Annotated in this window: 25 protein-coding genes and 1 pseudogene; 11 read left to right on the top strand and 15 right to left on the bottom strand. The window is 68.0% G+C overall.

The genetic code is table 11. The features are described 5' to 3' along the window. Positions 1 to 19: 19 nt before the first annotated feature. The 11 genes and pseudogenes from era to hemW form a co-directional block, all read right to left on the bottom strand. On the bottom strand, positions 20 to 979 hold the full coding sequence (gene era, locus ACYVN4_RS05090; protein ID WP_460718044.1) for a GTPase Era: 960 nt from the start codon (positions 977 to 979) through the stop codon (positions 20 to 22). 146 nt (positions 980 to 1,125) lie between these two features. Next, a pseudogene (locus ACYVN4_RS05085) lies at positions 1,126 to 1,443 on the bottom strand (cytidine/deoxycytidylate deaminase family protein); the annotation flags it as partial. Continuing rightward, positions 1,436 to 2,761 carry a hemolysin family protein gene (locus ACYVN4_RS05080; protein ID WP_460718043.1) on the bottom strand — a complete coding sequence of 442 codons (1,326 nt, stop codon included), beginning with the start codon at positions 2,759 to 2,761 and terminating at the stop codon, positions 1,436 to 1,438. The pseudogene ACYVN4_RS05085 and the gene ACYVN4_RS05080, both read right to left, overlap by 8 nt. Beyond that, a complete protein-coding gene (ybeY, locus tag ACYVN4_RS05075) occupies positions 2,758 to 3,315 on the bottom strand; it encodes an rRNA maturation RNase YbeY (RefSeq protein ID WP_379361569.1) in 558 nt (185 codons plus the stop codon). The genes ACYVN4_RS05080 and ybeY overlap by 4 nt, the downstream gene beginning before the upstream one ends. Positions 3,316 to 3,337: 22 nt before the next feature. Then, the gene (locus ACYVN4_RS05070) at positions 3,338 to 4,399 is read right to left on the bottom strand and encodes a PhoH family protein (RefSeq protein WP_460718367.1); all 1,062 of its coding nucleotides are present in this window, start codon (positions 4,397 to 4,399) and stop codon (positions 3,338 to 3,340) included. Between the two features lie 267 nt (positions 4,400 to 4,666). After that, positions 4,667 to 5,407: a 16S rRNA (uracil(1498)-N(3))-methyltransferase gene (locus ACYVN4_RS05065; protein ID WP_460718042.1), complete on the bottom strand. Its 741-nt coding sequence runs from the start codon at positions 5,405 to 5,407 to the stop codon at positions 4,667 to 4,669. 4 nt (positions 5,408 to 5,411) lie between these two features. Continuing rightward, positions 5,412 to 6,569, bottom strand: coding sequence for a molecular chaperone DnaJ (gene dnaJ / locus ACYVN4_RS05060; protein ID WP_379361563.1), 1,158 nt, complete (start codon positions 6,567 to 6,569; stop codon positions 5,412 to 5,414). Between the two features lie 36 nt (positions 6,570 to 6,605). After that, positions 6,606 to 7,646 carry a heat-inducible transcriptional repressor HrcA gene (hrcA, locus tag ACYVN4_RS05055; RefSeq protein WP_460718041.1) on the bottom strand — a complete coding sequence of 347 codons (1,041 nt, stop codon included), beginning with the start codon at positions 7,644 to 7,646 and terminating at the stop codon, positions 6,606 to 6,608. Between the two features lie 94 nt (positions 7,647 to 7,740). Continuing rightward, the gene (locus ACYVN4_RS05050) at positions 7,741 to 8,328 is read right to left on the bottom strand and encodes a thioredoxin family protein (protein ID WP_460718040.1); all 588 of its coding nucleotides are present in this window, start codon (positions 8,326 to 8,328) and stop codon (positions 7,741 to 7,743) included. Positions 8,329 to 8,357: 29 nt separating this feature from the next. Beyond that, positions 8,358 to 9,152 carry an alpha/beta fold hydrolase gene (locus ACYVN4_RS05045; RefSeq protein WP_460718039.1) on the bottom strand — a complete coding sequence of 265 codons (795 nt, stop codon included), beginning with the start codon at positions 9,150 to 9,152 and terminating at the stop codon, positions 8,358 to 8,360. Between the two features lie 251 nt (positions 9,153 to 9,403). Continuing rightward, the gene (gene hemW / locus ACYVN4_RS05040; protein ID WP_460718038.1) at positions 9,404 to 10,645 is read right to left on the bottom strand and encodes a radical SAM family heme chaperone HemW; all 1,242 of its coding nucleotides are present in this window, start codon (positions 10,643 to 10,645) and stop codon (positions 9,404 to 9,406) included. 128 nt (positions 10,646 to 10,773) lie between these two features. Between hemW and ACYVN4_RS05035 the strand changes: the two genes are divergently transcribed. The 7 genes from ACYVN4_RS05035 to ACYVN4_RS05005 all read left to right on the top strand — a co-directional run bounded on the left by ACYVN4_RS05035 (position 10,774) and on the right by ACYVN4_RS05005 (position 17,611). Beyond that, positions 10,774 to 11,616, top strand: coding sequence for an immunity 49 family protein (locus ACYVN4_RS05035; RefSeq protein WP_460718037.1), 843 nt, complete (start codon positions 10,774 to 10,776; stop codon positions 11,614 to 11,616). Between the two features lie 174 nt (positions 11,617 to 11,790). After that, entirely contained in the window at positions 11,791 to 11,883 is a 93-nt protein-coding gene (locus ACYVN4_RS05030) for an Ms4527A family Cys-rich leader peptide (protein WP_354835468.1), read from the top strand. Between the two features lie 119 nt (positions 11,884 to 12,002). Then, positions 12,003 to 13,736 carry a nitrite/sulfite reductase gene (locus tag ACYVN4_RS05025; RefSeq protein ID WP_460718036.1) on the top strand — a complete coding sequence of 578 codons (1,734 nt, stop codon included), beginning with the start codon at positions 12,003 to 12,005 and terminating at the stop codon, positions 13,734 to 13,736. Between the two features lie 15 nt (positions 13,737 to 13,751). Further along, the gene (locus tag ACYVN4_RS05020) at positions 13,752 to 14,462 is read left to right on the top strand and encodes a phosphoadenylyl-sulfate reductase (RefSeq protein ID WP_460718035.1); all 711 of its coding nucleotides are present in this window, start codon (positions 13,752 to 13,754) and stop codon (positions 14,460 to 14,462) included. Then, on the top strand, positions 14,441 to 15,367 hold the full coding sequence (gene cysD / locus ACYVN4_RS05015; RefSeq protein ID WP_460718034.1) for a sulfate adenylyltransferase subunit CysD: 927 nt from the start codon (positions 14,441 to 14,443) through the stop codon (positions 15,365 to 15,367). Before ACYVN4_RS05020 ends, cysD begins: the two co-directional genes overlap by 22 nt. Then, positions 15,367 to 16,665, top strand: coding sequence for a sulfate adenylyltransferase subunit 1 (locus ACYVN4_RS05010; protein WP_460718033.1), 1,299 nt, complete (start codon positions 15,367 to 15,369; stop codon positions 16,663 to 16,665). Before cysD ends, ACYVN4_RS05010 begins: the two co-directional genes overlap by 1 nt. A 79-nt stretch (positions 16,666 to 16,744) precedes the next feature. Next, positions 16,745 to 17,611 carry a sirohydrochlorin chelatase gene (locus tag ACYVN4_RS05005; RefSeq protein ID WP_460718366.1) on the top strand — a complete coding sequence of 289 codons (867 nt, stop codon included), beginning with the start codon at positions 16,745 to 16,747 and terminating at the stop codon, positions 17,609 to 17,611. A 282-nt stretch (positions 17,612 to 17,893) separates the two neighbouring features. Here ACYVN4_RS05005 and ACYVN4_RS05000 read toward each other — a convergent pair whose 3' ends face one another. Together ACYVN4_RS05000 and ACYVN4_RS04995 are read right to left on the bottom strand one after the other, a co-directional pair. Continuing rightward, positions 17,894 to 18,580 carry a class I SAM-dependent methyltransferase gene (locus ACYVN4_RS05000; RefSeq protein ID WP_460718032.1) on the bottom strand — a complete coding sequence of 229 codons (687 nt, stop codon included), beginning with the start codon at positions 18,578 to 18,580 and terminating at the stop codon, positions 17,894 to 17,896. Between the two features lies 1 nt (position 18,581). After that, a complete protein-coding gene (locus ACYVN4_RS04995; protein ID WP_460718031.1) occupies positions 18,582 to 18,998 on the bottom strand; it encodes a hypothetical protein in 417 nt (138 codons plus the stop codon). Positions 18,999 to 19,071: 73 nt separating this feature from the next. Here ACYVN4_RS04995 and ACYVN4_RS04990 point away from each other — a divergent pair, with 73 nt between their 5' ends. Next, positions 19,072 to 19,674, top strand: a complete 603-nt coding sequence (locus ACYVN4_RS04990; protein WP_460718030.1) for an ArsR/SmtB family transcription factor — start codon at positions 19,072 to 19,074, stop codon at positions 19,672 to 19,674. On the opposite strand, the gene ACYVN4_RS04985 is transcribed toward ACYVN4_RS04990, so the two are convergent. Both ACYVN4_RS04985 and ACYVN4_RS04980 read right to left on the bottom strand, forming a co-directional pair. Next, positions 19,661 to 20,905 carry an FAD-dependent monooxygenase gene (locus ACYVN4_RS04985; protein ID WP_460718029.1) on the bottom strand — a complete coding sequence of 415 codons (1,245 nt, stop codon included), beginning with the start codon at positions 20,903 to 20,905 and terminating at the stop codon, positions 19,661 to 19,663. The two genes, ACYVN4_RS04990 and ACYVN4_RS04985, sit on opposite strands and share 14 nt — an antisense overlap. Before the next feature lie 108 nt (positions 20,906 to 21,013). Next, positions 21,014 to 21,721: a TIGR00266 family protein gene (locus tag ACYVN4_RS04980; RefSeq protein WP_460718028.1), complete on the bottom strand. Its 708-nt coding sequence runs from the start codon at positions 21,719 to 21,721 to the stop codon at positions 21,014 to 21,016. A gap of 137 nt (positions 21,722 to 21,858) precedes the next feature. Between ACYVN4_RS04980 and ACYVN4_RS04975 the strand changes: the two genes are divergently transcribed. From ACYVN4_RS04975 to ACYVN4_RS04965, 3 genes are all read left to right on the top strand, one after another. Next, positions 21,859 to 22,425, top strand: coding sequence for a hypothetical protein (locus ACYVN4_RS04975; protein WP_460718027.1), 567 nt, complete (start codon positions 21,859 to 21,861; stop codon positions 22,423 to 22,425). 30 nt (positions 22,426 to 22,455) lie between these two features. After that, positions 22,456 to 23,103, top strand: a complete 648-nt coding sequence (locus ACYVN4_RS04970) for an HAD family hydrolase (protein WP_460718026.1) — start codon at positions 22,456 to 22,458, stop codon at positions 23,101 to 23,103. Between the two features lie 117 nt (positions 23,104 to 23,220). Beyond that, positions 23,221 to 23,982 (top strand): SDR family NAD(P)-dependent oxidoreductase, encoded by a 762-nt coding sequence (locus tag ACYVN4_RS04965; RefSeq protein ID WP_460718025.1) that lies wholly within the window; start codon positions 23,221 to 23,223, stop codon positions 23,980 to 23,982. Positions 23,983 to 24,535 lie beyond the last annotated feature (553 nt).

The raw sequence follows: 24,535 nt of genomic DNA, 5'->3' as shown, positions 1-24,535 counted from the left end.
CGGTGGTCCGCTCGACGGCTCAGAAGCCGAGCTTGCCGAGCTGCTTCGGGTCGCGCTGCCAGTCCTTGGCTACCTTCACGTGGAGGTGGAGGTAGATGCGGACGCCGAGGATGTGTTCGATCTGCTTGCGGGCGTTGGTGCCTACCTCTTTCAGGCGGGCGCCGCCCTTGCCGATGATGATGGCCTTCTGGCTGGGGCGTTCCACGTAGAGGAGGGCGTGGACGTCGAGCATGCCCTCGTGGGTGCGCTTGCCCTCGGTTTCGGGTTCCTCGTTCTCCTCGCGTTCGAGGATGTCCTCGATCACCACGGCCAACGAGTGCGGGAGCTCGTCGCGGACGCCTTCGAGGGCAGCCTCGCGGATGAGCTCGGCCATCAGGACTTCCTCGGGCTCATCGGTGAGTTCGCCGTCGGGGTAGAAGGCGGGGCCCTCGGGCATCTGGGAGGCGATGACGTCGATGAGCACCTCGACCTGTTCGCCCTTGACCGCGGAGACCGGAACCACCTCGGCCTCGGGACCGAGCAGCGCGGAGACGGCCATGAGCTGGTGGGCGACCTGGTCGCGGCTCACCTTGTCGATCTTGGTGACCACGCCGAGCAGGGTCGTCTTCGGGGCCATGGTTTTGATCTGGTCGACGATCCAGCGGTCGCCGGGGCCGATCTTCTCGTCCGCCGGAATGCAGATGGCGATGACGTCAACTTCCGAATACGTATCGCGCACCAGGTCGTTGAGCCGCTGACCGAGCAGCGTGCGCGGGCGGTGCAGACCGGGGGTGTCCACCAGGATCAGCTGCGCGTGCTCGCGATGCACGATGCCGCGAATGGTGTGCCGCGTGGTCTGCGGGCGCGAGGAGGTGATGGCGATCTTCTGCCCCACCATGGCATTGGTCAGCGTGGACTTGCCGGTGTTCGGCCGTCCCACGAAACACACGAAGCCGGAATGGAATTCGACCTCCGCACCCTGATTGTCCTGGTCGCTCATTCGAACACCTCCGATTCCGTGTCTACATCCAACGCTGCCAGATCCAAGGCGGACGGGACATCCCGCTCGCCTACCGCATTACCCGCCTGGGGCCGCAGCGCCGCGATGGGGTTCTCGACGCCGTAGTCGCCGTCGTCCTCCACCACCTCGAACACCGCGCCCTTGGCGTCGGTGAAAATGATTCGCGCGGAGGGCGATACCTCCCGCACCGCCGAAACCCCGTAGTCGGACAGCTTGCCCGCGACCACCACGGCCGCCTCGAAACCCTCTGCGCCACTGGAGATCGCGGCCGCCACCGCCGCCTGCAGCGCGGTCAACCGCAGCGCGGTCAGCTCGACCGTCCCGGCCGCGTAGGTGCGTCCGTCGGTGTCGCGCACGGCCGCGCCGCCGCTGCCACCGGTGCGGCCCATGGCGCCACGGGCGAGGACCAGCAGCTTGTTGTCCTCGGCGTCCAGTTCAGTCATCGGCCTCTCCGTCCTCGGGTGCGCCGCTGATCGGCTCATGTTCCGCGGGTTCGTTTCTCGTCTTCTCGGGGGCTTTGCGCACCACCACGGCGTGGATGCGCATGCGCCCCCGCGCGTCGGCCCCGCCCTCCCCCTTCAATTGCAGCCCCTGCACGACGGCCTTGGAGCCGGGCAGCGGGACACGGCCCAGGGCGTGCGCGAGCAGGCCGCCGACGGTGTCGACGTCCTCCTCCTCGATCTCGATGTCGAACAGTTCGCCCAGGTCGTCCACCGGCAGCCGCGCCGACACTCGGTAGCGGCCGCTGCCGATCTTCTCGATCGGCGCGATCTCGTCCTTGTCGTATTCGTCGGCGATCTCGCCGACGATCTCCTCGAGAATGTCCTCGATGCTGACCAGTCCGGCGATACCGCCGTACTCGTCGACCAGCAGCGCCATATGGTTTCTGCGGCGCTGCATTTCGTCGAGCAGCGCGTCGAGAGGCTTGGAGTCCGGCATGAACACGGCGGGCCGCATGACCTGCCGCACCTTCACCTTCCGGCTCCGATCCGCGTACGGGACAAGGTCTTTGAGGTAGACGACGCCGAGAATGTCGTCGACGTTCTCGCCCACCACCGGGATTCGCGAGTGCCCGGACCGCACCGCCAGCGACATCGCCTGCGCGGCGGTCTTTTCCGCCTCGATCCACACCATCTCGGTGCGCGGCACCATGACCTCGCGGGCGGGGGTGGTGTCGAGTTCGAACACCGACTGGATCATCCGCCGCTCGTCGGCGTCCACCACGCCGCGCTCCCCGGCCAGATCCACGACCTCGCGCAGCTCGATCTCGGAGGCGAAGGGGCCGTTGCGGAATCCCTTACCGGGGGTGATCGCATTACCGATCAGAATCAGCAGCCGGCTGATCGGGCCCAGCAGCGAGCCGATCGCCTGCAGCGGCAGGGATGCGCCCAGCGCCAGCGAATACGCGTGCTGGCGGCCCAGGGTGCGCGGGCCGACACCGATGACCAGATAGTCGACCAGCACCATGACCGCCGCGGTGATCAACAGCGCCGCGGCCTCGTCCAGCCAGTCCATGAGCACCGCCGCCAGCAGCACCGTCGCCGTGATCTCGCACGTAAGACGCAGCAGCACCATGAGATTCACATAGCGCGGCCGATCCGCGATGATGCGTGCCAGCCGCGCGGCTCCGGTGCGGTCGGCGCGCACCAGATCCTCCACGCGCGCCGGAGAAATGGTGTTCAGCGACGAATCCAGTGCCGCGAACACCCCGCCCGCCGGGACCAGGACGATCGCCAGCAGGAGTAGAACGAATGAATTCACGCCGGGCCCAGTGGATCACCGGTGGTGTCGGTGAATCCGGTCTTGCCCAGCAGCGTCTGATCGCGCTCGGCCAGTTCGGCGCGGCGCAGCTCCTGGCGGACATGCTCGTACCAGCCCTCCAGCAGCGAGGCCTGCAGCGCGAACATCTCCTTCTCCTCCTCGGGCTCGGCATGGTCGTAGCCGAGGAGGTGCAGGACGCCGTGCACGGTCAGCAGCGCCAGCTCGTGATCCATGGAGTGCCCGGCCTTCTCGGCCTGCTGGGCCGCGAATTCCGGGCAGAGCACGATGTCGCCGAGCATGGAAGGACCGGGCTCGGCGGCGTCGGGCCGCCCACCCGGCTCCAGCTCGTCCATGGGGAAGCTCATGACATCGGTCGGACCGGGCAGGTCCATCCAGCGCATGTGCAGATCCGCCATGGTGTCGAGATCGACCAGCACCATCGACAGCTCGGCCGCCGGATGGACATCCATCTGGGCGATCGCGAAACGCGCGACGCTGACCAGTTCCTCTTCGGATACTTCGATACCCGATTCGTTGGCGATCTCGATGCTCACCCGAACAGCCTAGTGGGCGAGGTCAGTGGCGGTCTCCCCGGCTCGCGGCACGTCGCTGCGCCCGGTTTCCCGGGTAGTGGACGGCGGCCGGTGGCCGGGCATCCGCTTCGAAGCGTTCGTACGCGTCGACGATCTCCCCGACCAGGCGGTGACGGACCACATCGGCGCTGGTGAGCTCCGCGATGTGGATGTCGTCGATGCCCTGCAGGATCTCGGTCGCGGCCCGCAGACCCGACCGGGAATTGCTGGGTAGATCGACCTGGGTGACGTCACCGGTGACCACGATCTTGGAACCGAAGCCCAAGCGGGTGAGGAACATCTTCATCTGCTCGGCCGTCGTGTTCTGCGCCTCGTCCAGAATGATGAACGAGTCGTTGAGCGTGCGGCCACGCATGTAGGCCAGCGGTGCGACCTCGATGACACCGGCCTGCATGAGCTTCGGGATCGCTTCCGGATCCATCATGTCGTGCAGGGCGTCGTAGAGCGGGCGTAGGTAGGGGTCGATCTTCTCGTTGAGCGTGCCCGGCAGGAAGCCCAGCCGCTCCCCCGCCTCGACCGCGGGCCGGGTCAGGATGATGCGGGTGACCTGCTTGGTCTGCAACGCCTGCACGGCCTTGGCCATGGCCAGGTACGTCTTACCGGTACCGGCCGGGCCGACGCCGAACACGATGGTGTGCTTGTCGATGGCGTCGACATAGCGCTTCTGGTTGAGCGTCTTGGGCCGGATGGTCTTGCCGCGCCGGGACAGGATGTCGAGGCTCAGCACCTCCGCCGGGGAATCCGAGGAACCCTCGGTGAGCATGGAGTACGTGTGCCGGACCGCCTCGGGTGTGACCACCCGATTGCGCGCGGTGAGCGCCACCAACTGGGCGACCACCCGCTCGGCCAGCGCCACATCGGCGGGTTTGCCGGTCAGCGTGACGGAATTGCCCCGGACATGGATGTCGGCAATGAGAAGGCGCTCGAGTTCACGCAGGTTCTCATCGGCCGAACCCAGGAATCCGAAGACCGACTCCGGTGCCAATTCGATGTTCGAACGAACGGTCCGCCCCGCCGGTCCGGAACCGTTGCCGCCGTCCCCGATGCCAGCGGTGGGAGTGCTCTGATCGCCGATTTCGCCTGGTGTTCTCAAAAGTGGCTATGGCCTGCTTTCCGGTCTCGATGCCGAGTGCGTTGACAGAAGTTTACCGCCGCCCACCGACAACGCCCAGTGAATATGGGGCTACCAGCAGGCGAAACAACCCAGCGTCATGCAACTGCCGCACCCCCGAATCCATTCCGTGGCGCAGCCGGGCGATGCCGGAACTCGAGCGGGCGGTCGCACTGCCCGAATCCCGCGACCGTCGATGCGCTACCAGCGCGGAGTGAGCGCGCCCAGGGCGCCGAGGGCGACGGCGGCGGCGGTCGAGGTACGAAGGACAGTGGGGCCCAAGAGGACTGCGTCGGCTCCGGCTTCGGTGAGGGATTTCAGTTCGGAATCGTCGAGGCCGCCTTCGGGGCCGACGATGAGGATGACCTCGGGGACGCCGTCGAAAGACATTTCGGTCAAACGGGATTCGCCGGACTCGTGAAGGGCCGCGACGATCGCGCCGTTGGATTTTGCGGTGCGGACCAGGTCCAGCAGGTCTCGGGTGGTGTGCAGTTCTGCCACATCCGGGATGTAGGCGCGGCGGGATTGGCGGGCGGCGGATTTGGCGGCGGCGCGCCATTTTTCGACGCCCTTGCGGGCCTTGGCTTCCCAGTTGGAGACACAACGCAGGGCCTGCCAGGGGACGATGGCGTCGGCGCCTGCCTCGGTCATGAGTTCGACCGCGAGTTCGGAGCGGTCGGACTTGGGGAGGGCCTGGACCACCGTCACCTGCGGGGTCCAGGGCGGCGCTACCCGTTTGGACAGCACCTTCAGTTCGAGTCGATCCTTGGCGGCCGCAACCACTTCCGAGTCGGCGAGGGTCCCGTGCCCGTCGGAGAGGGTGATGGGTTCCCCGACCCGGATGCGGCGGACCGTGGCGGCGTGGCGGCCTTCGGGGCCGTCGAGGACCGCGGTCGCCCCGGGTTCGGGGATGTCGTCGAGGTAGAAGACGGTGGCGGCCAACGGCTCAGCGTCCGCTGAAGGACGCGCGCAGGCGCGCGAACAGGCCCGAATTGTGCTCGGACTGGGCGGTCATCACCTCGGTGTGCTCGTTGAGGCGCGTGCCCTTGTACTTGCGCAGCAGGTCGGACTGCTTGGCGTCGAGCTTGGTCGGCACCACGATGTCGAGGTGCGCGATCAGATCACCGCGGGAGTTGGCGCGCAGCTTGGGCATGCCGTGGCCGCGCAGCACCTGCGCCTCGCCGGGCTGGGTGCCCGCCGGGATGCTCAGTTCGACCGGGCCGTCGAGGATGGTGTCGACGACGACGGTGGTGCCCAGCGCCGCGTCCACCATCGGAACCCGGATGGTGCAGTGCAGGTCGTCGCCGTCGCGCACGAAGGTGTCGTGCGGCTGCTCGACGATCTCGACGTAGAGATCACCGGCCGGGCCACCGCCCGGGCCGACCTCGCCCTGCGCGGCCAGCCGCACCCGCATGCCGTTGGCGACACCGGCCGGGATCGGCGCGGCGATCTCGCGACGCGAGCGCACGCGACCGTCGCCGCCACACTTGCGGCAGGGATCGGGGATGGTCTCGCCCGCGCCACGGCAGGTGGGGCACGGTCGGGAGGTCATGACCTGGCCCAGGAAGGACCGCTGCACGGTCTGCACTTCGCCCGCGCCGCCACAGGTTTCGCAGCGCACCGGCTTGGAGTTGCCGTTGGTGCCCGCGCCCTGGCAGAGGTCGCAGAGGATGGCGGTGTCGACGGTCAGGTGCTTGGTGACGCCGACCGCGCACTCCTGCAACGACAGTCGCGTACGCAGCAGCGAATCCGCGCCCGCCTGCACGCGACCGCGCGGCTTGCGCGCGCCGCCGCCGGCGCCGTTCATGCCGCCGAAGAAGGCCTCGAACACGTCGCCCAGACCACCGAAGCCGGCGCCGGAGAAGCCACCGCCCATGCCGCCGCCGGATTCCAGCGGGTCACCGCCGAGGTCGACGATGCGCCGCTTCTCCGGATCGGAGAGCACCTCGTACGCCGAGGAGACCTCGCGGAACTTCTCCTGCGCCTCCGGCTCCGGGTTGACGTCGGGATGCAGTTCGCGCGCCAACTTGCGGTAGGCGCGCTTGATCTCCTGGTCGGTCGCGTTGCGTGCGACGCCGAGCAGTGCGTAATAGTCCCGTGCCACTTGTGCTCTCTAGTCCTGTTTCGTCTCTGCGCTGGCTCACCGTTCGGCGAGCACTTCACCGATGTATCGGGCGACTGCCGCCACCGAGGCAATGGTCCCCGGGTAGTCCATGCGGGTCGGCCCCAAGACCCCCATCCCTCCGAGCACCGTACCGGGCATCCCGTAACCGGTGGACACCACGGCCGTCCCACGCATCTGCTCGAGCTTGGTTTCCTCGCCGATCTGCACCGTCACGGTACCCGGCACCTGCGCGGCGGCCAGCAGCTTCAACACGATCACCTGCTCCTCGAGCGCCTCGAGGACGGTGCGTAGCGAACCGGGGAAGCCGTTGCCCGCGAAATCGGAGGCACTGCGGGTGAGGTTGGCGGTGCCGCCGAGGACCAGGCGCTCTTCGGGATGCTCGACGAGGGTCTCGACCATGACGGTCGAGACCCGGATCAGCACATCGCGCAGCTTGGGCGGGGAATGTTCGGGGAGTTCGGCGACCGAGGCGGAGGCCGAGGCCAGGCGCTTACCCTCCATGGCCTTGCCGAGCATGCCGCGCAGGGCGGCCAGATCGTCGTCGCTGATCAGATTGCCGAGATCGACCAGGCGCTGATCGACGCGGCCGCTATCGGTGATCACGACCAGCAGCAGCCGAGCGGGGTTGAGGGCCACGACCTCGATGTGCCGCACGGTCGAGGCCGAGACCGTCGGGTACTGGACCATGGCGACCTGCCGGGTCAGCTGGGCCAGCAGGCGGACGCCGCGGCGCAGCACGTCGTCGAGATCGACGCCGCTCTCCAGGAATTCCATGATGGCCCGGCGTTCGGCGTTCGACAGCGGCTTGACCTCGGAGATGTGGTCGACGAACTGCCGGTAACCCTTGTCGGTGGGGATGCGGCCGGAAGAGGTATGCGGTTGCGCGATATAGCCTTCGGCCTCGAGGACCGCCATATCGTTGCGGACCGTCGCGCTGGAGACGCCCAGATTGTGCCGCTCCACCAGGGTTTTGGAACCGATCGGTTCCTTGGTCGCAATGTAGTCCGCGACGATGGCGCGCAGGACCTCGAGCCGCCGTTGCTCGGTGCTCGACATGGCCCCACCTCCTCATTCGGCATCGGTCACGCGGATTTCCCGGATTATCCACCCTAGTTTAGTTGCCCACGCGCAAGTTGCTGCGCGGCCGCCCTCACCGTGGGCCGGTCAGCCAGCCGCCCGGAGTGCCGCCGCGCTTCCACTTGATGCCGCATCCGACGCTGGGCGTGTGTGGTTCGGGCACGGGTTGCCCGGCGAGCACGAACTCGACCGCCTGTCGCAACGCTGAGCCGTCGACGGGTTTGCTGTTGCCCGGCGTCGCCGCGTCGAAGCGGCCGCGATACGCGAGGCGGCGGGCGGCGTCGTAGAGGAAAAGGTCCGGCGTGCAGGCCGCCTGATAACTGCGCGCCACCTCCTGCGAGGTGTCGATCAGGTAGGGGAAACGGAATCCGGCCCGCCGCACCTGATCTCGCAGGTGTGCGGCGTCGTCGTCGGGATAGTCGACGGTGTCGTTGCTGCAGATCGCGACCGTCGCCAGGCCCCGGTCGGCCAATTCCGCTGTCACCGTGCCCAATCCGCGCTCCATCCGGCGGACGTAGGGACAGTGATTCGACAGGAACACCACCAGCAACGCGGGCTCCTTGCCGACACTGTCGAGCGAGACCTCGGTGCCGTCCACGGCGGGCAGCGTGAATTCGGGTGCGGGCGTGCCGATCGGCACCATGAACGAAGCGAGCGCCATAACTCATTGTCGCCGATCCGGGCTGGTTGTCACCGGCCCGCAGCGGCCTCCACCATGGCTGCCACCTCGGCCGGGTGGGAGACCAGGCCCGCGTGCGAGGCATCGATGGAGGAGATGTGGGCGCCCATGCGGTGGGCCATATCCCATTGCGAGGCAGGGGGAATCACGCGGTCGGCGGTGGAGACCAGGTACCAGCTGGGGGTGGCGGACCAGGAGGGCGGGCCGGAGGGTTCGAGGTTGGCGGTGAGGGCGAGGGAGTGCTGCCGGGCAGCCATGTCGGTGGCGGTGGCGGGGTCGACATCCTGGGCGAAGACGTCGCGGAAGCTCGCCGGGTCTACGTAGGCGTCCAGGTTCTTGCCTGCGATGCCCTGCGGGTCGTCGACCACTTTCGGGCGCAGGGCCAAGGTCAGCTGCGAGCCCGGATATTGGATGGGGTTGATCTCCTCCAGCGCGAACTCGCCCTGAGTCGGCGCGAAAGCCGCTATGTAGACCAATGATTCGACATTCGCGTCGTGCACATTGCTGATCACCGTGCCGCCGTACGAATGGCCCACCAGCACAATGGGTCCCGAGATTCCGTCCAGTGTGCGCTGCACGGCCGCCGCATCGTAAGCGGGTCCGCGCAAGGGATTCTCCGGCGTCACCACGGTGTACCCGTCATCCCGCAGCCGCGAGGCGACGCCATCCCAGCTCGTGTAGTCGGCGAAGGCTCCGTGCACCAGCACGATCGTCGGCGGTGGGTCGGCGGACGCCGGTCCGGCGGCGATCAGCGGCGCGACGGCCAGCACCGAGGCCAGCCCCGCCGCCCAGGTCGCACGGGACATCGGCTTACTCGTTCGACGGCGACGGTCGCGATCCCGGGTGGTGGTGGATGGTGCGGAGTGCTTCGACATGAGATGTCCTCGGGCCGAGGGATATTCACTGCGCAGCAAGTGCGCGGGCCGCGGCCTCTGGATCTCCGGCCGCGTAGGACGAAACGGCTGTTCGAGCAGGTCGCTTGTCAGTCTAGGCGTCGGTCCACGCCTTTGATCAAGACTTGTCCCGCCAATTCCGGTCCGCCACGCGACCGCCGAGGTCAGGTCAGCAGGGTACGGACGACGGCGTCGGCGAGGAGGCGGCCGCGGTCGGTGAGGATGAGGTGGTCGTTGATGCGTTCAGCGAGGCCGTCGGCAATGACGCGGTCGGCGGCGCGTCGGCCGGAGGCGTCGAGGTCGGTCAGAGGGAGGCCGGTGCGGAGGCGGACGGTGAGCATGACGCGCTCGGTGTAGCGCTCCTCGTCGGTGAGGGACTCCCAGCCAGCGGCGGGCAGGCCGCCCGCGATCACTCGATCCGCGTAGCGGGCCGGGTGTTTCACGTTCCACCAGCGGGTGCCGCCGACATGACTGTGGGCGCCGGGACCCGCGCCGAGCCAGTCGCCGCCGTCCCAGTAGCCGAGGTTGTGGCGGCAGCGGCCCGCGTCGGAGGCGGCCCAGTTGGAGACCTCGTACCATTGCAGGCCCGCCGCCCCGAGTCGGGTGTCGAGACGTTCGTAGCGGGCGGCGAGCACATCGTCGTCGGGGGCGGGCAGTTCGCCGCGGCGGACCCGGCGGGCCAGGGCGGTGCCGTCCTCGACGATGAGGGAGTAGGCCGAGACGTGGTCGACATCGGCGGAGAGAACGGCATCGATGCTGGCATCGAGATCGGCGTCGGTCTCGCCGGGGGTGCCGTAGATGAGATCGAGATTGACGTGCTCGAATCCGGCGGCGCGCGCCTCCCGAGCAGCGGCCACGGCCCGCCCCGGAGTATGCGTGCGATCCAGGATCTTCAGCACATGCTGCGCCGCGGACTGCATGCCGAGGGAGATGCGGGTGTACCCCGCCGCGCGCAGGCGGTCGAAGAACTCCGGCGAGGTGGACTCCGGATTCGATTCGGTCGTCACCTCCGCACCGGGAGCGAGCGTGAAGTTCTCACGAATGGCGTCCAGGACCCCGGCCAGGCCATCACCGCCGAGCAGCGACGGCGTCCCGCCACCGACGAAAACGGTCTCCACCGCAGGCGTCGCCGACGGCAGCGCATCGAATTCTTTTGCCGCCGTGGCGAGTTCGCCACGCAGCGCCTCGAACCACGACTGCGGCGAAGACGAGCTGCCCAGCTCCCCGGCGGTGTAGGTGTTGAAGTCACAGTACCCGCAGCGGGTCGCGCAGAACGGCACGTGAATGTAGATCCCGAACGGACCGCCGCCGAAATCGCGCAGCACCGGCACGAGCGAGTCGTCGGTGGCGGGGGTGCGATCGGGAACGGTCGAGGTCACCCCACCAGTGTGACCGGTTGCCCGCATCACACCGCACCCGCCCGCGCCGTGGGGTGGCGTGGAAGTCCTGAGCGGGCGTCGGGCCGCGAATCCGGGTACATTCCAGAGGATTTCGGTGAGCCGGGTGGAGGCTCCGGGATGCGGATGGGGATCCGATGATCGAGGTGCCACGGCACGATATCGACGCCAGGTCGATTCGGGAGGTGGATGCGGGGTCGGTGTCGCCGGTCGTCGCCCGCTCCCGGCAGCAGACGCGCCCGGACGGGCCGAACTTCTCGCGGTCGATGGACGGCATCCTGCTGGCCCGCATGCTGGTGTCCGATCCGGCCGCATTGCGTTCGCGGACCTGGTATTTCGCCCGCGCCACCGAGCAGACGATCACCCGCCGCTTCCGGGCGAGCGGCATCGAGTACGGCTTCGACCGGCACGACAAGGTGGCGGGCTGGCGGGCCGCGTTCTGGTGGGCGCTCATCGCCCGGGACTTCGACGCCGTGGGCGAACTGGCCGAGTACCCGATCGAGCGACTACGCGAATTCGGCGGCGACGCCTTCGACGAATTCCATTACGAGTGGGCCGGTCTCCTGCAGCGAGCCTGGCGCTTCGGACCCAAAACCGCGCACACCTCCGCCTACACCCTCGACACCACCACGCGAGTGGGCACCCAGCAGACCACCGACCTCCTGCATCGCCCCGCCATCGACGTCTTCACTCGCCTGGCCGAAGGCGACGCCGAGGGCTTCGACTGGCAGCTCACCCAGGCCCTCCGCCTGCATCGCATGTTCTTCGACACCAACACCTGGGCCCATGACCCGGAAGCCGTGTTCTCCCTGCCCCTCCTGGCCCTGACCTGCTGGGCCCGAGACCTCGGCTACCGCAGCACCGTCCAATCCCCCTACCTCCCGGCTGGCTTCATAGACCGCCCCGACTGGCTCAACTCCCACGAACTGGCCAACGAGCTGTCCCTCCTCGACTCCGCCCGCACCCGCCTCACGGGGTAACCGCCGTCGAGCGACCCGGGTCACACACCTGATCAACCGACCAATGATCAGAACGTGATTGATCTATGACCCCTGTCACAAATGGAACGATATATCCAGGCGATTTCCCGGAAAACTGGGGAAAATTCGATCCGGCAGTCGGAACGACCCGTCTGACGTGGCACAATAAGCCTCATGACTGGACTTGGAGTACGACTCGTGGCGCGCCGCCATGTCGACTTCAAGCGCGTCTGCAGCGCGAGCTGTCTGCCGGGAAGCCTCCGGTAGATCGGCTCCCCTTCCCCGGAATCCAGCGTAAATCTGACGCTGTACGAGCCGGTTCTCTGTTATCGGAGGCGTGAGTTCAGCCCCTCCCGCCTGCCCGCAAGATCCCCAGGAGCGACCCCATGACGTCGAGCACCGACGCCACCAGTTCCGATAGCGCGCGTCCCGATGCGCCCGTCGCACCCCGTCAGCGCACCGCGCGACCGGTGAAGCGCAAGTCGGAGGGGCAGTGGGCGCTCGGCTACCGCGAGCCGCTCAATGCCAATGAGCAGAGCAAGAAGGACGACAACCCGCTCAACGTGCGCGCGCGCATCGAGAACATCTACTCGAAGCAGGGTTTCGACTCCATCGACAAGAGCGATCTGCGCGGCCGCATGCGCTGGTGGGGTCTCTACACCCAGCGCGAGCAGGGCTACGACGGCACCTTCACCGGTGACGAGAACATCGACATCCTCGAGGCCCGCTACTTCATGATGCGAGTCCGGTGTGATGCCGGCGCGTTGAACGTGAACCAGTTGCGCACCCTCGGCGGCATCTCCACCGAGTTCGGCCGCGACACCGCGGATCTCTCCGACCGCGAGAACGTTCAGTACCACTGGATCGAGATCGAGAACGTGCCGGAGATCTGGCGGCGGCTCGAGTCGGTCGGCCTGCACACCACCGAGGCGTGCGGCGACTGCCCGCGCGTGGTGCTCGGCTCCCCGCTCGCCGGTGAGTCGTTCGGTGAGGTGCTGGACCCGACCCCGGCCATCGACGAGATCGTCAAGCGCTACATCGGCAAGAAGGAATACTCCAACCTGCCGCGCAAGTTCAAGACCGCCATCTCCGGTCAGCAGGACGTGGTGCACGAGATCAACGACGTCGCCTTCATCGGCGTCGAGCACCCGGAACACGGTCCGGGCCTTGATGTTTGGGTCGGCGGCGGTCTGTCCACCAACCCGATGCTGGCGCAGCGCCTCGGCGCGTTCGTGCCGCTCGACGAGGTGCCGGACGTGTGGGAAGCCATCGTCTCGCTCTACCGCGACTACGGCTACCGCCGCCTGCGGACCAAGGCGCGCATCAAGTTCCTGGTCAAGGACTGGGGTATCGAGAAGTTCCGCGAGGTGCTCGAGACCGAGTACCTGAAGCGCAAGCTGATCGACGGCCCCGCCCCGGCCAAGCCGGAGCGCCCGATCGACCACATCGGCGTGCAGAAGCTGAAGAACGGGCTCAACGCCATCGGCTTCTCCCCCATCGCCGGACGCGTCTCGGGCACCATCCTGACCCAGGTCGCGGATCTGGTGGAAGCCGTTGGCTCCGACCGCATCCGGTTCACGCCGTACCAGAAGCTGATCGTGCTCGACGTGCCCGACGACAAGGTCGAGTGGCTGATCGAGCAGATGCAGCCGCTGGGCCTGCACGGCCGCCCGTCGCACTGGCGTCGGAATCTGCTGGCGTGCAGTGGTATCGAATTCTGCAAGCTGTCGTTCACCGAGACCCGCAAGCGCTCCCAGGTGCTGGCCCCCGAGCTGGAACAGCGGCTCGCAGACATCAACGCCGACCTGGATGTGCCGATCACGGTGAACATCAACGGCTGCCCCAACTCCTGCGGCCGATCCCAGATCGCCGACATCGGCTTCAAGGGCCAGCTCGTGGACGACGGCGACGGGAATCAAGTGGAGGGTTTCCAGGTTCACCTGGGCGGCTCCCTTGGCCTCGACTCCGGCTTCGGCCGAAAGCTGCGGCAGCACAAGGTGACCAGCGAAGAGCTGGGCGACTACATCGAGCGCGTGGTGCGCAACTTCGTCAAGAACCGTGATGAGGGTGAGCGTTTCGCGCAGTGGGCCGTCCGCTCCGATGAAGCAGACCTGCGGTAGTTGGGAGAAACGTCAATGACTACAACGAAACTCGCGGAATCCGAGCTGCGCGCCCTGGTCGAGAAGGGCAATGCCGAGCTCGGCCCGAACGCGACCGCACAGGAACTGCTGCAGTGGACCGAGGACAACTTCGGGTCCAACTACATCGTGGCGTCCAACATGCAGGACGCCGTGCTGGTGCAGCTGGCATCGCAGGTGCGGCCCGGCGTGGACGTGCTGTTCCTCGACACCGGCTACCACTTCGCCGAGACCATCGGCACCCGTGACGCGGTGGAACTGGTGTACGGCGTGAACATCGTGAACGTCGAGCCGGAAAACACTGTCGCCGAACAGGATCAGCTGCTGGGCAAGGATCTGTTCGCCCGCGACGCCGCCGAATGCTGCCGCCTGCGCAAGGTGGTTCCCCTGAAGAAGTCCCTCGCCGGATACAACGCCTGGGTGACCGGGATCCGTCGAGTGGAGGCGCCGACTCGCGCCAACGCGCCCCTCCTCTCCTATGACGAGGGCTTCGGCCTGGTGAAGATCAATCCGATCGCCGCCTGGTCCGATGACGAGATGGCCTCCTACATCGAGGCCAATGGCATTCTCGTCAATCCCCTTGTGGAAGAGGGCTATCCCTCGATCGGTTGCGCTCCGTGCACGCGGAAGCCGGAACCGGGATCCGACGCGCGATCCGGCCGCTGGGCCGGGCTCGCCAAGACCGAATGCGGGTTGCACGCCTCATGACCTCACTCGAGACTGAATTCGACACCCTGGCCGCGCTCGAATCCGAGTCCATCCACATCTTCCGTGAGGTGGCAGGCGAATTCGAGCGGCCGGTGATCCTCTTCTCCGGCGGCAAGGACTCCACGGTCCTGCTGCACCTGGCGATCAAGGCCTTCTGGCCCGCGCCGCTGCCGTTCGCGCTGCTGCACGTGGACACCGGGCACAACCTGCCCGAGGTCCTCGAGTTCCGCGACAAGGTGGTCGAGAAGTACGGCCTGCGACTGCATGTCGCGTCGGTGGAGGACTACCTCGCCGACGGCCGTCTGACCGAGCGCCCGGACGGGATCCGTAACCCGCTGCAGACCGTGCCGCTGTTGGACGCCATCAACGAGAACCGCTTCGACGCGGTCTTCGGTGGCGGCCGCCGCGACGAGGAGCGTTCGCGCGCCAAGGAGCGGATCTTCTCACTGCGTGACGCGTTCGGGCGCTGGGACCCGAAGCGGCAGCGTCCGGAGCTGTGGAACCTGTACAACGGCAAGCACGCTCCCGGTGAGCACGTGCGCGTCTTCCCGATCTCCAACTGGACCGAGCTCGACATCTGGCGCTACATCGCGCGTGAGGATGTGGAGCTGGCCAGCATCTACTACGCCCACGAGCGCCCGGTGTATCTGCGCGACGGCATGTGGATGACCCCCGGCAGCTGGGGCGGACCGGCCGACAACGAGGAACTGTCGATCAAGTCGGTGCGCTACCGCACCGTCGGCGACGGATCCACCACCGGCGCAATTCTTTCCGAGGCCGCCGACAACGAGGCGATTCTCGCCGAGGTTGCCGCGTCCCGCCTCACCGAACGTGGCGCGACCCGCGGCGACGACCGTGTCTCCGAGGCCGCCATGGAAGACCGCAAGCGAGAGGGTTACTTCTGATGTCCGACCTATTGAGACTGGCCACCGCCGGATCGGTCGACGACGGCAAGTCCACCCTGGTCGGACGACTGCTGTACGACACGAAATCCGTTCTCGCGGACCAGATCGACGCCGTCACCCGCGCGTCGGTCGACAAGGGTCTGGCGACGCCGGACCTGTCGCTGCTGGTGGACGGCCTGCGCGCCGAGCGCGAGCAGGGCATCACCATCGATGTGGCGTACCGCTACTTCGCCACGCCCCAGCGGTCTTTCGTGCTCGCCGACACCCCCGGGCACGTGCAGTACACCCGTAACACGGTGTCCGGTGCGTCCACCGCGCAGCTGGTGATCCTGCTGGTCGACGCCCGCAAGGGTGTTATCGAGCAGACTCGTCGCCACGCCGCCGTGATGGCGCTGCTGGGTGTGCCGAAGCTGGTGCTGGCCGTGAACAAGATCGACCTGGTCGATGATCCGGCGAGCGTCTACGAGCGGATCACCTCCGAATTCGCGGAGCTGACAACGAAACTCGGCTGGGCCGCCGAGGACGTGCAGGAGATCCCGGTCTCCGCGCTGCACGGTGACAATGTCGCCTCGCGCTCGGAGAACACCCCGTACTACGACGGGCCCTCGCTCATCGAGCACCTGGAGTCGGTGCCGGTGGACGCGGACGCGCACCGCCACCAGGTCGGGCTGCGCTTCCCGGTGCAGTACGTGATCCGGCCGCGCACCGCCGACTACCCGGACTACCGCGGGTACGCGGGACAGGTTGCGGCGGGCGTGGTTTCGAAGGGCGACGAGGTCGTGGTGCTGCCGTCCGGCACCCGCACCACGGTCGAACGCATCGACACGCCCAACGGTGAGCTCGCCTCGGCGCAGCCGGGCCGCAGCGTCACGCTGATCCTGGCCGACGATGTGGACGTCTCGCGCGGTGACGTGATCGCCGCCGCGGCCGACGCTCCCGAGCCGATCGACGCGTTCGACGCCACCGTGTGCTGGCTCGGCGACAAGCCGCTGCGCCCGGGCGCACGCCTGCTGCTCAAGCACGGCACCCGCACCACGCAGGCCATCGTCGGCGCGCTCATCGAGCGCTTCGACGAGCAGCATCTGGCCGCCGACCCCAACCCGGAGTCGCTGGCGCTCAACGACATCGGCCGCATCTCGATCCGCGTCGCCGACGCGATCGTGGCCGACGACTACAGCGTCAACCGGCACACCGGCTCGTTCCTGCTGATCGATCCGGCGGGCGGCAACACCCTCGCCGCCGGCCTGGTCGGCGACGCGCTGACCGCGGTCGAGGTCGGCGCGGAAGTCGGAGTCTGAGATGAATCCGCCCGGCAACGGCGCAGTTCCGGCCGTCCTGCCGGGCGGCGCCTACCGCCTGCCCGCCTCCGCGATGACGATGAACCCGGCCGGGCTCGTCGCACCGCAGTCGCGGGCGGGCGCACCCGCGCTCATCGCGGTGGCACACGGCAGCCGCGACCCGCGCTCGGCCGCGACCATGCGGGCCGTAGTCGACCGCATCGCGGCGCAATGCCCGGATCTCGATGTGCGACTGGCCTTCCTGGACCTGAGCACCCCCTCGGTGGACCAGGTCGTGAACGCCGTTGCCGCCGAAGGGCATTCCCACGCGGTGGTGGTTCCGCTCCTGCTGGGCAGCGCCTTCCACGCACGGGTCGACCTACCCGAGCTCCTCGCCGAGGCAAGCGCCAGGCATCCACGCCTGCACCTGACCCAGGCCAACGTGCTGGGCCCGGACCCGCACCTGATCATCGCCCTGCGCGATCGCGTCGTCGAAGCACTCCACGGCGACCACACCCCTCGTCATTCCGGCATGTTCTTGGCCGGAATCCACCCGGGCAGTGTGGATCCCGGCCGAAAGCACGCCGGGATGACGGGAGATGTCCTCCCGTGCGAGCCGCGATTGGGTATCGCCGTGGCCGCGGTGGGCTCTTCGTCCGCGACCGCCAATGCGCGCACCGGTGACGTGGCCCGCCTGCTCACCGCGCTGACGGGGTGGGACACCGAAATCTGTTTCGCCACCACCGATCCCACGCTCGACAAGGCGTTCGCCCGCCTACGCGCCCGAGGAGCGGAACGAATCCTGGTCGCGCCCTGGTTCCTGGCCCCCGGCCTGCTCACCGACCGCCTGCGAAACACGCTCCCGCACGTCCCGCACGCCGACACCATCGGCGCACACCCGTTGCTGGCCGAGGTCGCCCTCGACCGCTACGCCACCGCGGCTCTCCCACTCGAACTCTCGGCCTGACCGAACCCGACACCCAACCCGGCGCACCGAGACAATCGGGGCTCGGTCGAGTCAGTGGAAGATGTCGTTGATCAGGTCGTCGCCGAGGCCGAAACCGGCGCCCATGGCCATGGCGCCGCCGAAGGAGCTGCCGAGGAAGCGGTGCAGCATGCCGCCGCCGCGGCCTGCAGCTTGCCCGCCAAGGTTTCGATCAGCTGTGCCGTCTGTTGCGCCTGCTGCTGCAGGGCGGCCCAGCCGCGGTCCACGGTTTCAGCATCCATGCCGCCCGATGCTACGCCCGGACTACCGGAGAGCCTGGTCAGCGCGGTCGCGTCGGATGGCGGCGACCGGCTCGGTCGGGGCACAGGACCCGGGTACGCCCCCGGAGCACTTGCGCAGCCGGGCCACGTAGGCCACGGTCGGGCCGACTCGCGCATCGATGTGCAGGTGGCAGGCTTCGGCGTAGTCGCGCAGGCGGCCGAACGGGATCCAGTGCCGGTCGAAGAATTCACCGATCACGAGGCGGCCGTGCGGGGCGAGCACGCGGGCCGCTTCGCGCAGCGCGGTGGCGGGGTCGTCGATCTCGCCGAGTGCGGTGACCATGTACACGGCATCGAAAGTCGCTTCGGCAAAGGGCAATTCGCACGCGTCGGCCAGGGTCGGCACCAGCATGTCGAGATGCGCCGCGCGCCGGTGCACGTGGTCGAGCATGTCCTGCTGCACATCGACGACATCGAGGCGGCCGCACGGACCGAGTTTCGGCGCGATGCGCACGGCCTGTATGCCGGTGCCGGGACCGATCTCCAGCATGCGCTCACCGGCGCGCGGCCGGAGTACGCGATCGAGCCGATCGGCGCCGAGGCCGGGCAGCGGGATGTCCAGAATTCGGTGCTGCGCGTACGGATAGGGCGCGCGATCGGTGTACCACCAGGCCGCAGTGGCCGCGACAGCTCCCGCAGCAAGAGCCAAACGTGTTGTGGTCGTGGTCATCTCAGTTGTGTCCTTCCGATGATTCGCGGCGGCGCACGGCCAGGAACGCGCAGACGCCCGCCAATGCCAACTCCCCGACGGCACTCGCGACGGCTTGGGTGAAGTCCGGGCCGGGCCGGGCGGTGGTGATGTCGAACCAGGCGTCGAGCAGGGCGATGGTCGCGGTCGCGGTGGCCGCGATGCGGGCCAGTTCGTGGCCGCGGCTGACGGAGACGGCGGTGAGCAGGCAGCCGATGGTCAAAAGGAAGTCGAGACCGATCCAGGCGAGCGCCCAGTTCTGTACGCGGGTCTCGCTGGGCAGGGTGGCGGCCAGCAACACGGTCCAGGGGACGAGGAAGACGGCAGAACCGCCGAGGGTCCACGTAACCCATTGCCGCACGCCGATATTCGAGCGCCGCACGAGGGGATTCGTTTGCATACCGCCACCGTACGATCGCAAAGGGATTTCTGCAAACATTTCTCTGCAAAGAAATCTCTGCTAATGTCGGCCCATGGTGAAACCTGCCGACGACATGACGAGCGCCGAGCGCACCGCTCTCTACCGGACGCTGGCCCACCCTTTGCGGGGCCGCATCCTCCAGCAGCTCGGCGCCCAGAGCGAGGTGAACTCGACGACCCTCGCCGAACTGCTGGGCGAGAGCACCGGAACCACCAGCTATCACCTGCGCAAACTCGCCGAGTTGCAGCTCATCGAGGAGATCCCCGAGAAGTCCCGGGGTCGCGAACGATGGTGGCGCGCACTACCGTTCAGCCACACCACACCCGACCCGGCCACCATGGAACCGGCCGAGTACGCGGCGGCGGAGCATCTGGCGCAGCTGAAGATCGGCCGGGACGTCGACCGGTTGATCCGCGCGAACAAGGAGTGGACCGGCCCGACGGGATGGGCGCAGGTGCAGCGGCACGGCTGCTACATGACCGCCGAACAGCTCGGAGCGTTCATGGACGAGTACCGGGAACTGGTCGCCCGGCACAGCTACGCGATGGTCGCCGACGCACCCCCGGAGGCCCGGCCGATGGCGGTGCGGCTCTTCGCCGTTCCCGAGGACACCGACCAGGACACACCGAGGGGTGAGCCGCTCAATCCACAGTGAGATTCGGATAGTCGGGCAGCGGATATTCGCTCTGCTTGCCGATCAGCCGGGTCAGCAGAGCGCGCAGCGGAGACAGGGGTCGCGAAGCCAGCACCTGAAACGCCGTGTTCAGAACGGCTACGCCGCGGCGGGTTTCGGGGTGGCGCAGTCGTACCGACGTCTCGGTACCCTTTTGGATTTCGGTGACCAGGGGGCGCAGGAGTTCCTCGTAGCGGTCGAGGGCGCGGGTGAGATCGGTTGGGGTGGTGGTGATCTCACCGGCGAGGAGGTAGGCCCCGATGATCGCCAGGGCGGTGCCCATGCCGGTCATGGGTGAGCCGCAGTAGGCGGCGTCGCCGAGCAGGACGACACGGCCCTTGGACCAGTGCGACATTCGGACGCGGGCCACTTCGTCGAAGTAGAAGTCGGGTGCGTCGGGCATGGCGTCGACGATGTCCGCCAGCACCCAGCTGTGCCCGCTCAGTCGCTCGCGGATCAGGGCTTGCTGGGCGGCGGTGTCCCCGCGCAGCGCGTCGTCGACGGGGATGCGGGTGGAGATGATAGCCATCGAGGTGGCCGGGCTCGGATCGGGGCGCAGCGCGACCATGCTGCCGGGGAGGGAATGGACTCCTACCCAACCGGTTTCGAGCGTGGTGCCCGGCGGTGTGGGGATGGTGAAGAAGCCGATGTACGCGCCGAGGTACTCGGCGAACTGCGAGCGGGGTCCGAAGACCTTCTCGCGCAAGGCGGAATTGAGGCCGTCTGCACCGATCACCAGATCGAAGTCGGCGACGACGCCGGAGGCGAAGCGGACCTGTATCGCCTCGGTGGTCTCCTCGATGTCGTCGACCCACTCGCCGTAGCGGTAGTCGAGAGTCCCGGATTCAGCCGGGAGAGCATCGATTTCGTCGAGCAGCACCTGATTGAGATCACCCCGGGTGATCTCGATGTCGGCGACCAATCCCTCACCGCCGAACATCTCGGCGGACAGGCGGGCGCGGGTGCGGCCCCGGTCGTCGATGAACACCATGCCGCGCTCGTCGAGCTGCCGCTTGCGGATTCCGGGCATCAAACCCATCCGCTCGGCCACCTTACGACTGGGCCCCCGCAGATCGACGGCCTGACCGCCGGGACGCGGGACGGGTGCGCGTTCGACGACGGTGGTATCGATCCCCGCGCGCAACAGCAGGAGCGCGACCGCGTTGCCCGCGATGCCGCCCCCGCAGACCAGAACACGAATCGGTCGAGACATGGTGAACCTCCCCTGCGACGCCATGGATCATTCGAGTTTTTCAGCAGCGATCCCGGTGCAACAAACCAATTTCCGTCACACCCGGTGTGGCGGCCGCGGCGCGCGGGCTCAGCGGGGCTGCGGGCCGGGTTCCGGGATCGGGAGGTACGGGATGAGGGAGTGCGCGAGGTTGGTGATGGTCAGGGATTGCAGCCAGACGCGGCCGGGCCCGGTGAGAGCGGCGAGGAAGAGGCCGTCGCCGCCGAAGAGGAGATTGCGGACGCCGCGGATCATGGTGATGTCGAAATCGACCGAGGCGTCGAACAATCCGACGTGTCCGGGGTGGACGCGCAGGGTTTCGCCGCGGGCAAGATCGTAGGTGATGACCTCGCCGGAGAGCTCGACCCAGGCGTAGCCGTCACCGGAGAGACGCTGCAGAGTGAAGCCGGCGCCGCCGAAGATGCCCGCACCCAAGCGGCGCTGAAAGCTCAGGGCCACGCGGACATCGCCTGCGGAACAAAGGAATCCGTGCCGATGGACCAGATACTCGCGGTCCTTGGCGATCTGCAGCGGCAGAATCTGACCCGGCAGTTTGGCGGCGAAGCTGACCTGGCCGGGTTGCCGGTGGGCGGTGTACTCGGTCATGAACAGCCCCGCCCCGGCCATGGCGCGCCGGACCGCGCCGAAGACGCCGCCCGCCGCGCCGCGCGTGGAGGTGCTGAGCCGGATCGAGTCGGTCATCCAGGACAGTTGCCCGGCTTCGGCGATGAGCCGGTCCCCGGGGTCGAGCGCGACTTCGAGGACCGGCATGACGGTTCCGCGGATTCTGGCGTCCATCGGGTTCTCCCCTCCCACACATCGACAGCTCCAGTCCAGTGTGCCTCGGAGCGGGGCGCGACGTGATCGATGCCGACTTGCCATCAGAGCTGTTCGGTGAGTAATTTAGGCTTTCCTTACCTAACAGAAGGCTCGACATGCTCCAGACCAGCGGCTCCCGGTACCACGCCGGGACGGCGGGAATCCCGCACGATTCGTGGCGAATCGTGGCCGCCTACGGCCTGCTGGCCACCGGCGCGCTCACCGCCGCCGTGTGGATCGCCGCGCATGTCACCGCGAGTCCGGCGGTGCGCACCGGCGGGGTGGTCGTGCACCTGGCCTCGCTGGTGCTGGGGTTCGGCGGGGTCCTGGTCGCCGATTCTTTCGTCTTGCGCTGGGCCGCAGGGCGTCTCGGACTGACGGAGGCGCTGGGTGCGGTAGCCCGGCTCCACATCCCGATTTGGCTCGGACTGGCCGGACTGGTGGCCAGCGGCTGCGTCCTGGAACCGAATCTGGCCTCGACTATGACCCGCACCAAGCTGACGCTGGTACTGGTGCTGACGCTCAACGGGATTCAAGCGTACGCACTACAGCGCCGACTGCGGGCGCGCGGCGAACTCCCGCTGACGCCGCGGCTGCTGGCCTGGGGTGTGGCCACCGGTGTGGTGTCGCAGGTCTGCTGGTGGGGCGCGACCGCCATCGGCTTCCTCAACGTGCGACGCTGATCCGCCGCGGCCGCCCGATACGCTGGGCGAATGATCAAGGCTGCGGTATTCGATGTGGGCGAGACGCTGATCGACGAGACACGCATCTGGTGCCGGTGGGCCGACCGGCTCGGCGTGCCGCGCTTCGCGTTTCTCGGCGTGATCGGCGGCATGGCGGCGACCGGGCGACCGCTCACCGATGCCTTCGAACTGGTGGCGCCGGGCATCGATGTCGAGGCCGAGCAGCACGCGTGGGCGGCCGAGGAACCCGACAGCCTGCGCGTCAACTTCGACGGCGACGACCTGTACCCGGACGTGCGCCGAGCCCTCGGGGAACTGCGGCGGCGCGGCATCACCGTGATCATTGCGGGTAATCAACCCCCGCAGGCCAAGTCGGCGCTGGAGCGGATGTCGCTGCCGGTGGACGCGGTCTATACCTCGGCCGAATGGGGCTTGGAGAAGCCGGATCCGAAGTTCTTCACGCGAGTCGCCGAGGTGGCGGGTGTCGCGCCCGCGGAGATCTGCTACATCGGCGATCGGGTCGACAATGATGTGCTGCCGGTGCTGGCGGCGGACATGATGCCGGTGCTGATCCGGCGCGGACCGTGGGGATACCTGACCTCCGAGCTGCCGGACGCGGCCCGGGCGACCGTCGTGAACGGACTCGACGAGCTGCCGGATCTGTTGTCGCCCGCCTGATCCCGGTTTAGATGACGCATCAAGTGTGACGGCGATTTTCCGCCAGCGACCGACCTCCCCGCGGCGTTGACTATGACACGTCAACGAAATCAGCTCTATCGCAAGGGGAATGCAGTCATGGATGCTCGGTTCGAGAACAAGGTCGTCCTGATCACCGGCGCGACCTCCGGAGTCGGCGCGGCCGTGGCCCGGCGGATCGCGGCCGAGGGCGGGGCCGTGGTGCTCGGCGCACGCGGCAAGCAGGCCGGTGACCGGATGGCCGAGGAGATCCGCGACGCGGGCGGGCGGGCGCTGTTCGTGCCCACCGACGTCACCGTCGAAGCCGACGTCGAACGCCTGACCAGCGCCGCGGTCAGCGAATTCGGGCGACTGGACGCGGCTTTCAACAATGCGGGCGCGGTCAATGCCTTCGGACCCGTCCAGGACATCGACGCGGCCGGGTGGCGGGCCGACCTGGAACTCAACCTCACGGCCGTCTATTACGGCCTGCGGCATCAGGTTCCGGCGCTCGCGGCCACCGGCGGCGGGGCGATCCTCAACAATGCCTCCAACCTGGGCGTGGTCGGCATGGCGCAGGTCGCGCCGTATGTGGCCGCCAAGCACGGGGTGGTGGGCCTGACCCGGGCCGTCGCGCTGGAAGGGGCCGAACGCTCGATTCGGGTGAACGCCTTGGTCTCCGGCGCGGTCGACACGCCCGCCTTCCGGAACTCGATGGGCGCGACCCCGGAGGGCGAGGCCGCGATCGCCGCCCTGCACCCGCTGGGCCGCATCTCCCGGCCCGACGAGATCGCCGCCTTCTGCGCCTACCTGCTCAGCGACGAGGCGAGCTTCATCACCGGCGCGGCACTCGCCATCGACGGCGGCTTCACCGCGCGCTGAACTCGCCACCATCGCGACAGGCCCACCACCGCGCCCGGGCACTGGGAACACGGGGTGGGCCGGTCACTTTCGACGACGGGCGGGCGGGGGTTTGCAGGTCCCCTGCCCGCCCGTCGCCGGTCCGTGCGAGCGAACCGCTACCGGGCTCACTCGATTCCGGGGACGAGGTGGGGCGGGGTGGTCAGGCCCGCCAACCACCTACGTCGCCGTGGGGAGAGGGCAGATGGTGGGACGCCACCGCCTCGTCTCCCCCGCAACCCGGGCCGGCGTGTGGGACATCACGCCCGGCCCGGGGAAAGTCGAAAAGTCTTCGCGCACAAGGCGTCGCACCGACCCCGTCGCGAAACAACCGATCACCGAGTATCAATGCCGACAGCACCGGCACCTCCGCGCTCCCGGCCCCGAACGACCGCGAAACAGCCTGCGACCACCAAGGTTCGGCCGCCGCGATCCGGCAACCGCCGAACTCGGATATCTCACAGACGGTGGCCGTCGGTGGGCCGCTTGAATCGGTGCGGCCGATCAGCGTGGGTTGGGGGGATCGGCAGTATTC

The organism is Nocardia heshunensis, assembly GCF_054782115.1.
This window is presented reverse-complemented; position numbering and strand designations above follow the sequence as displayed.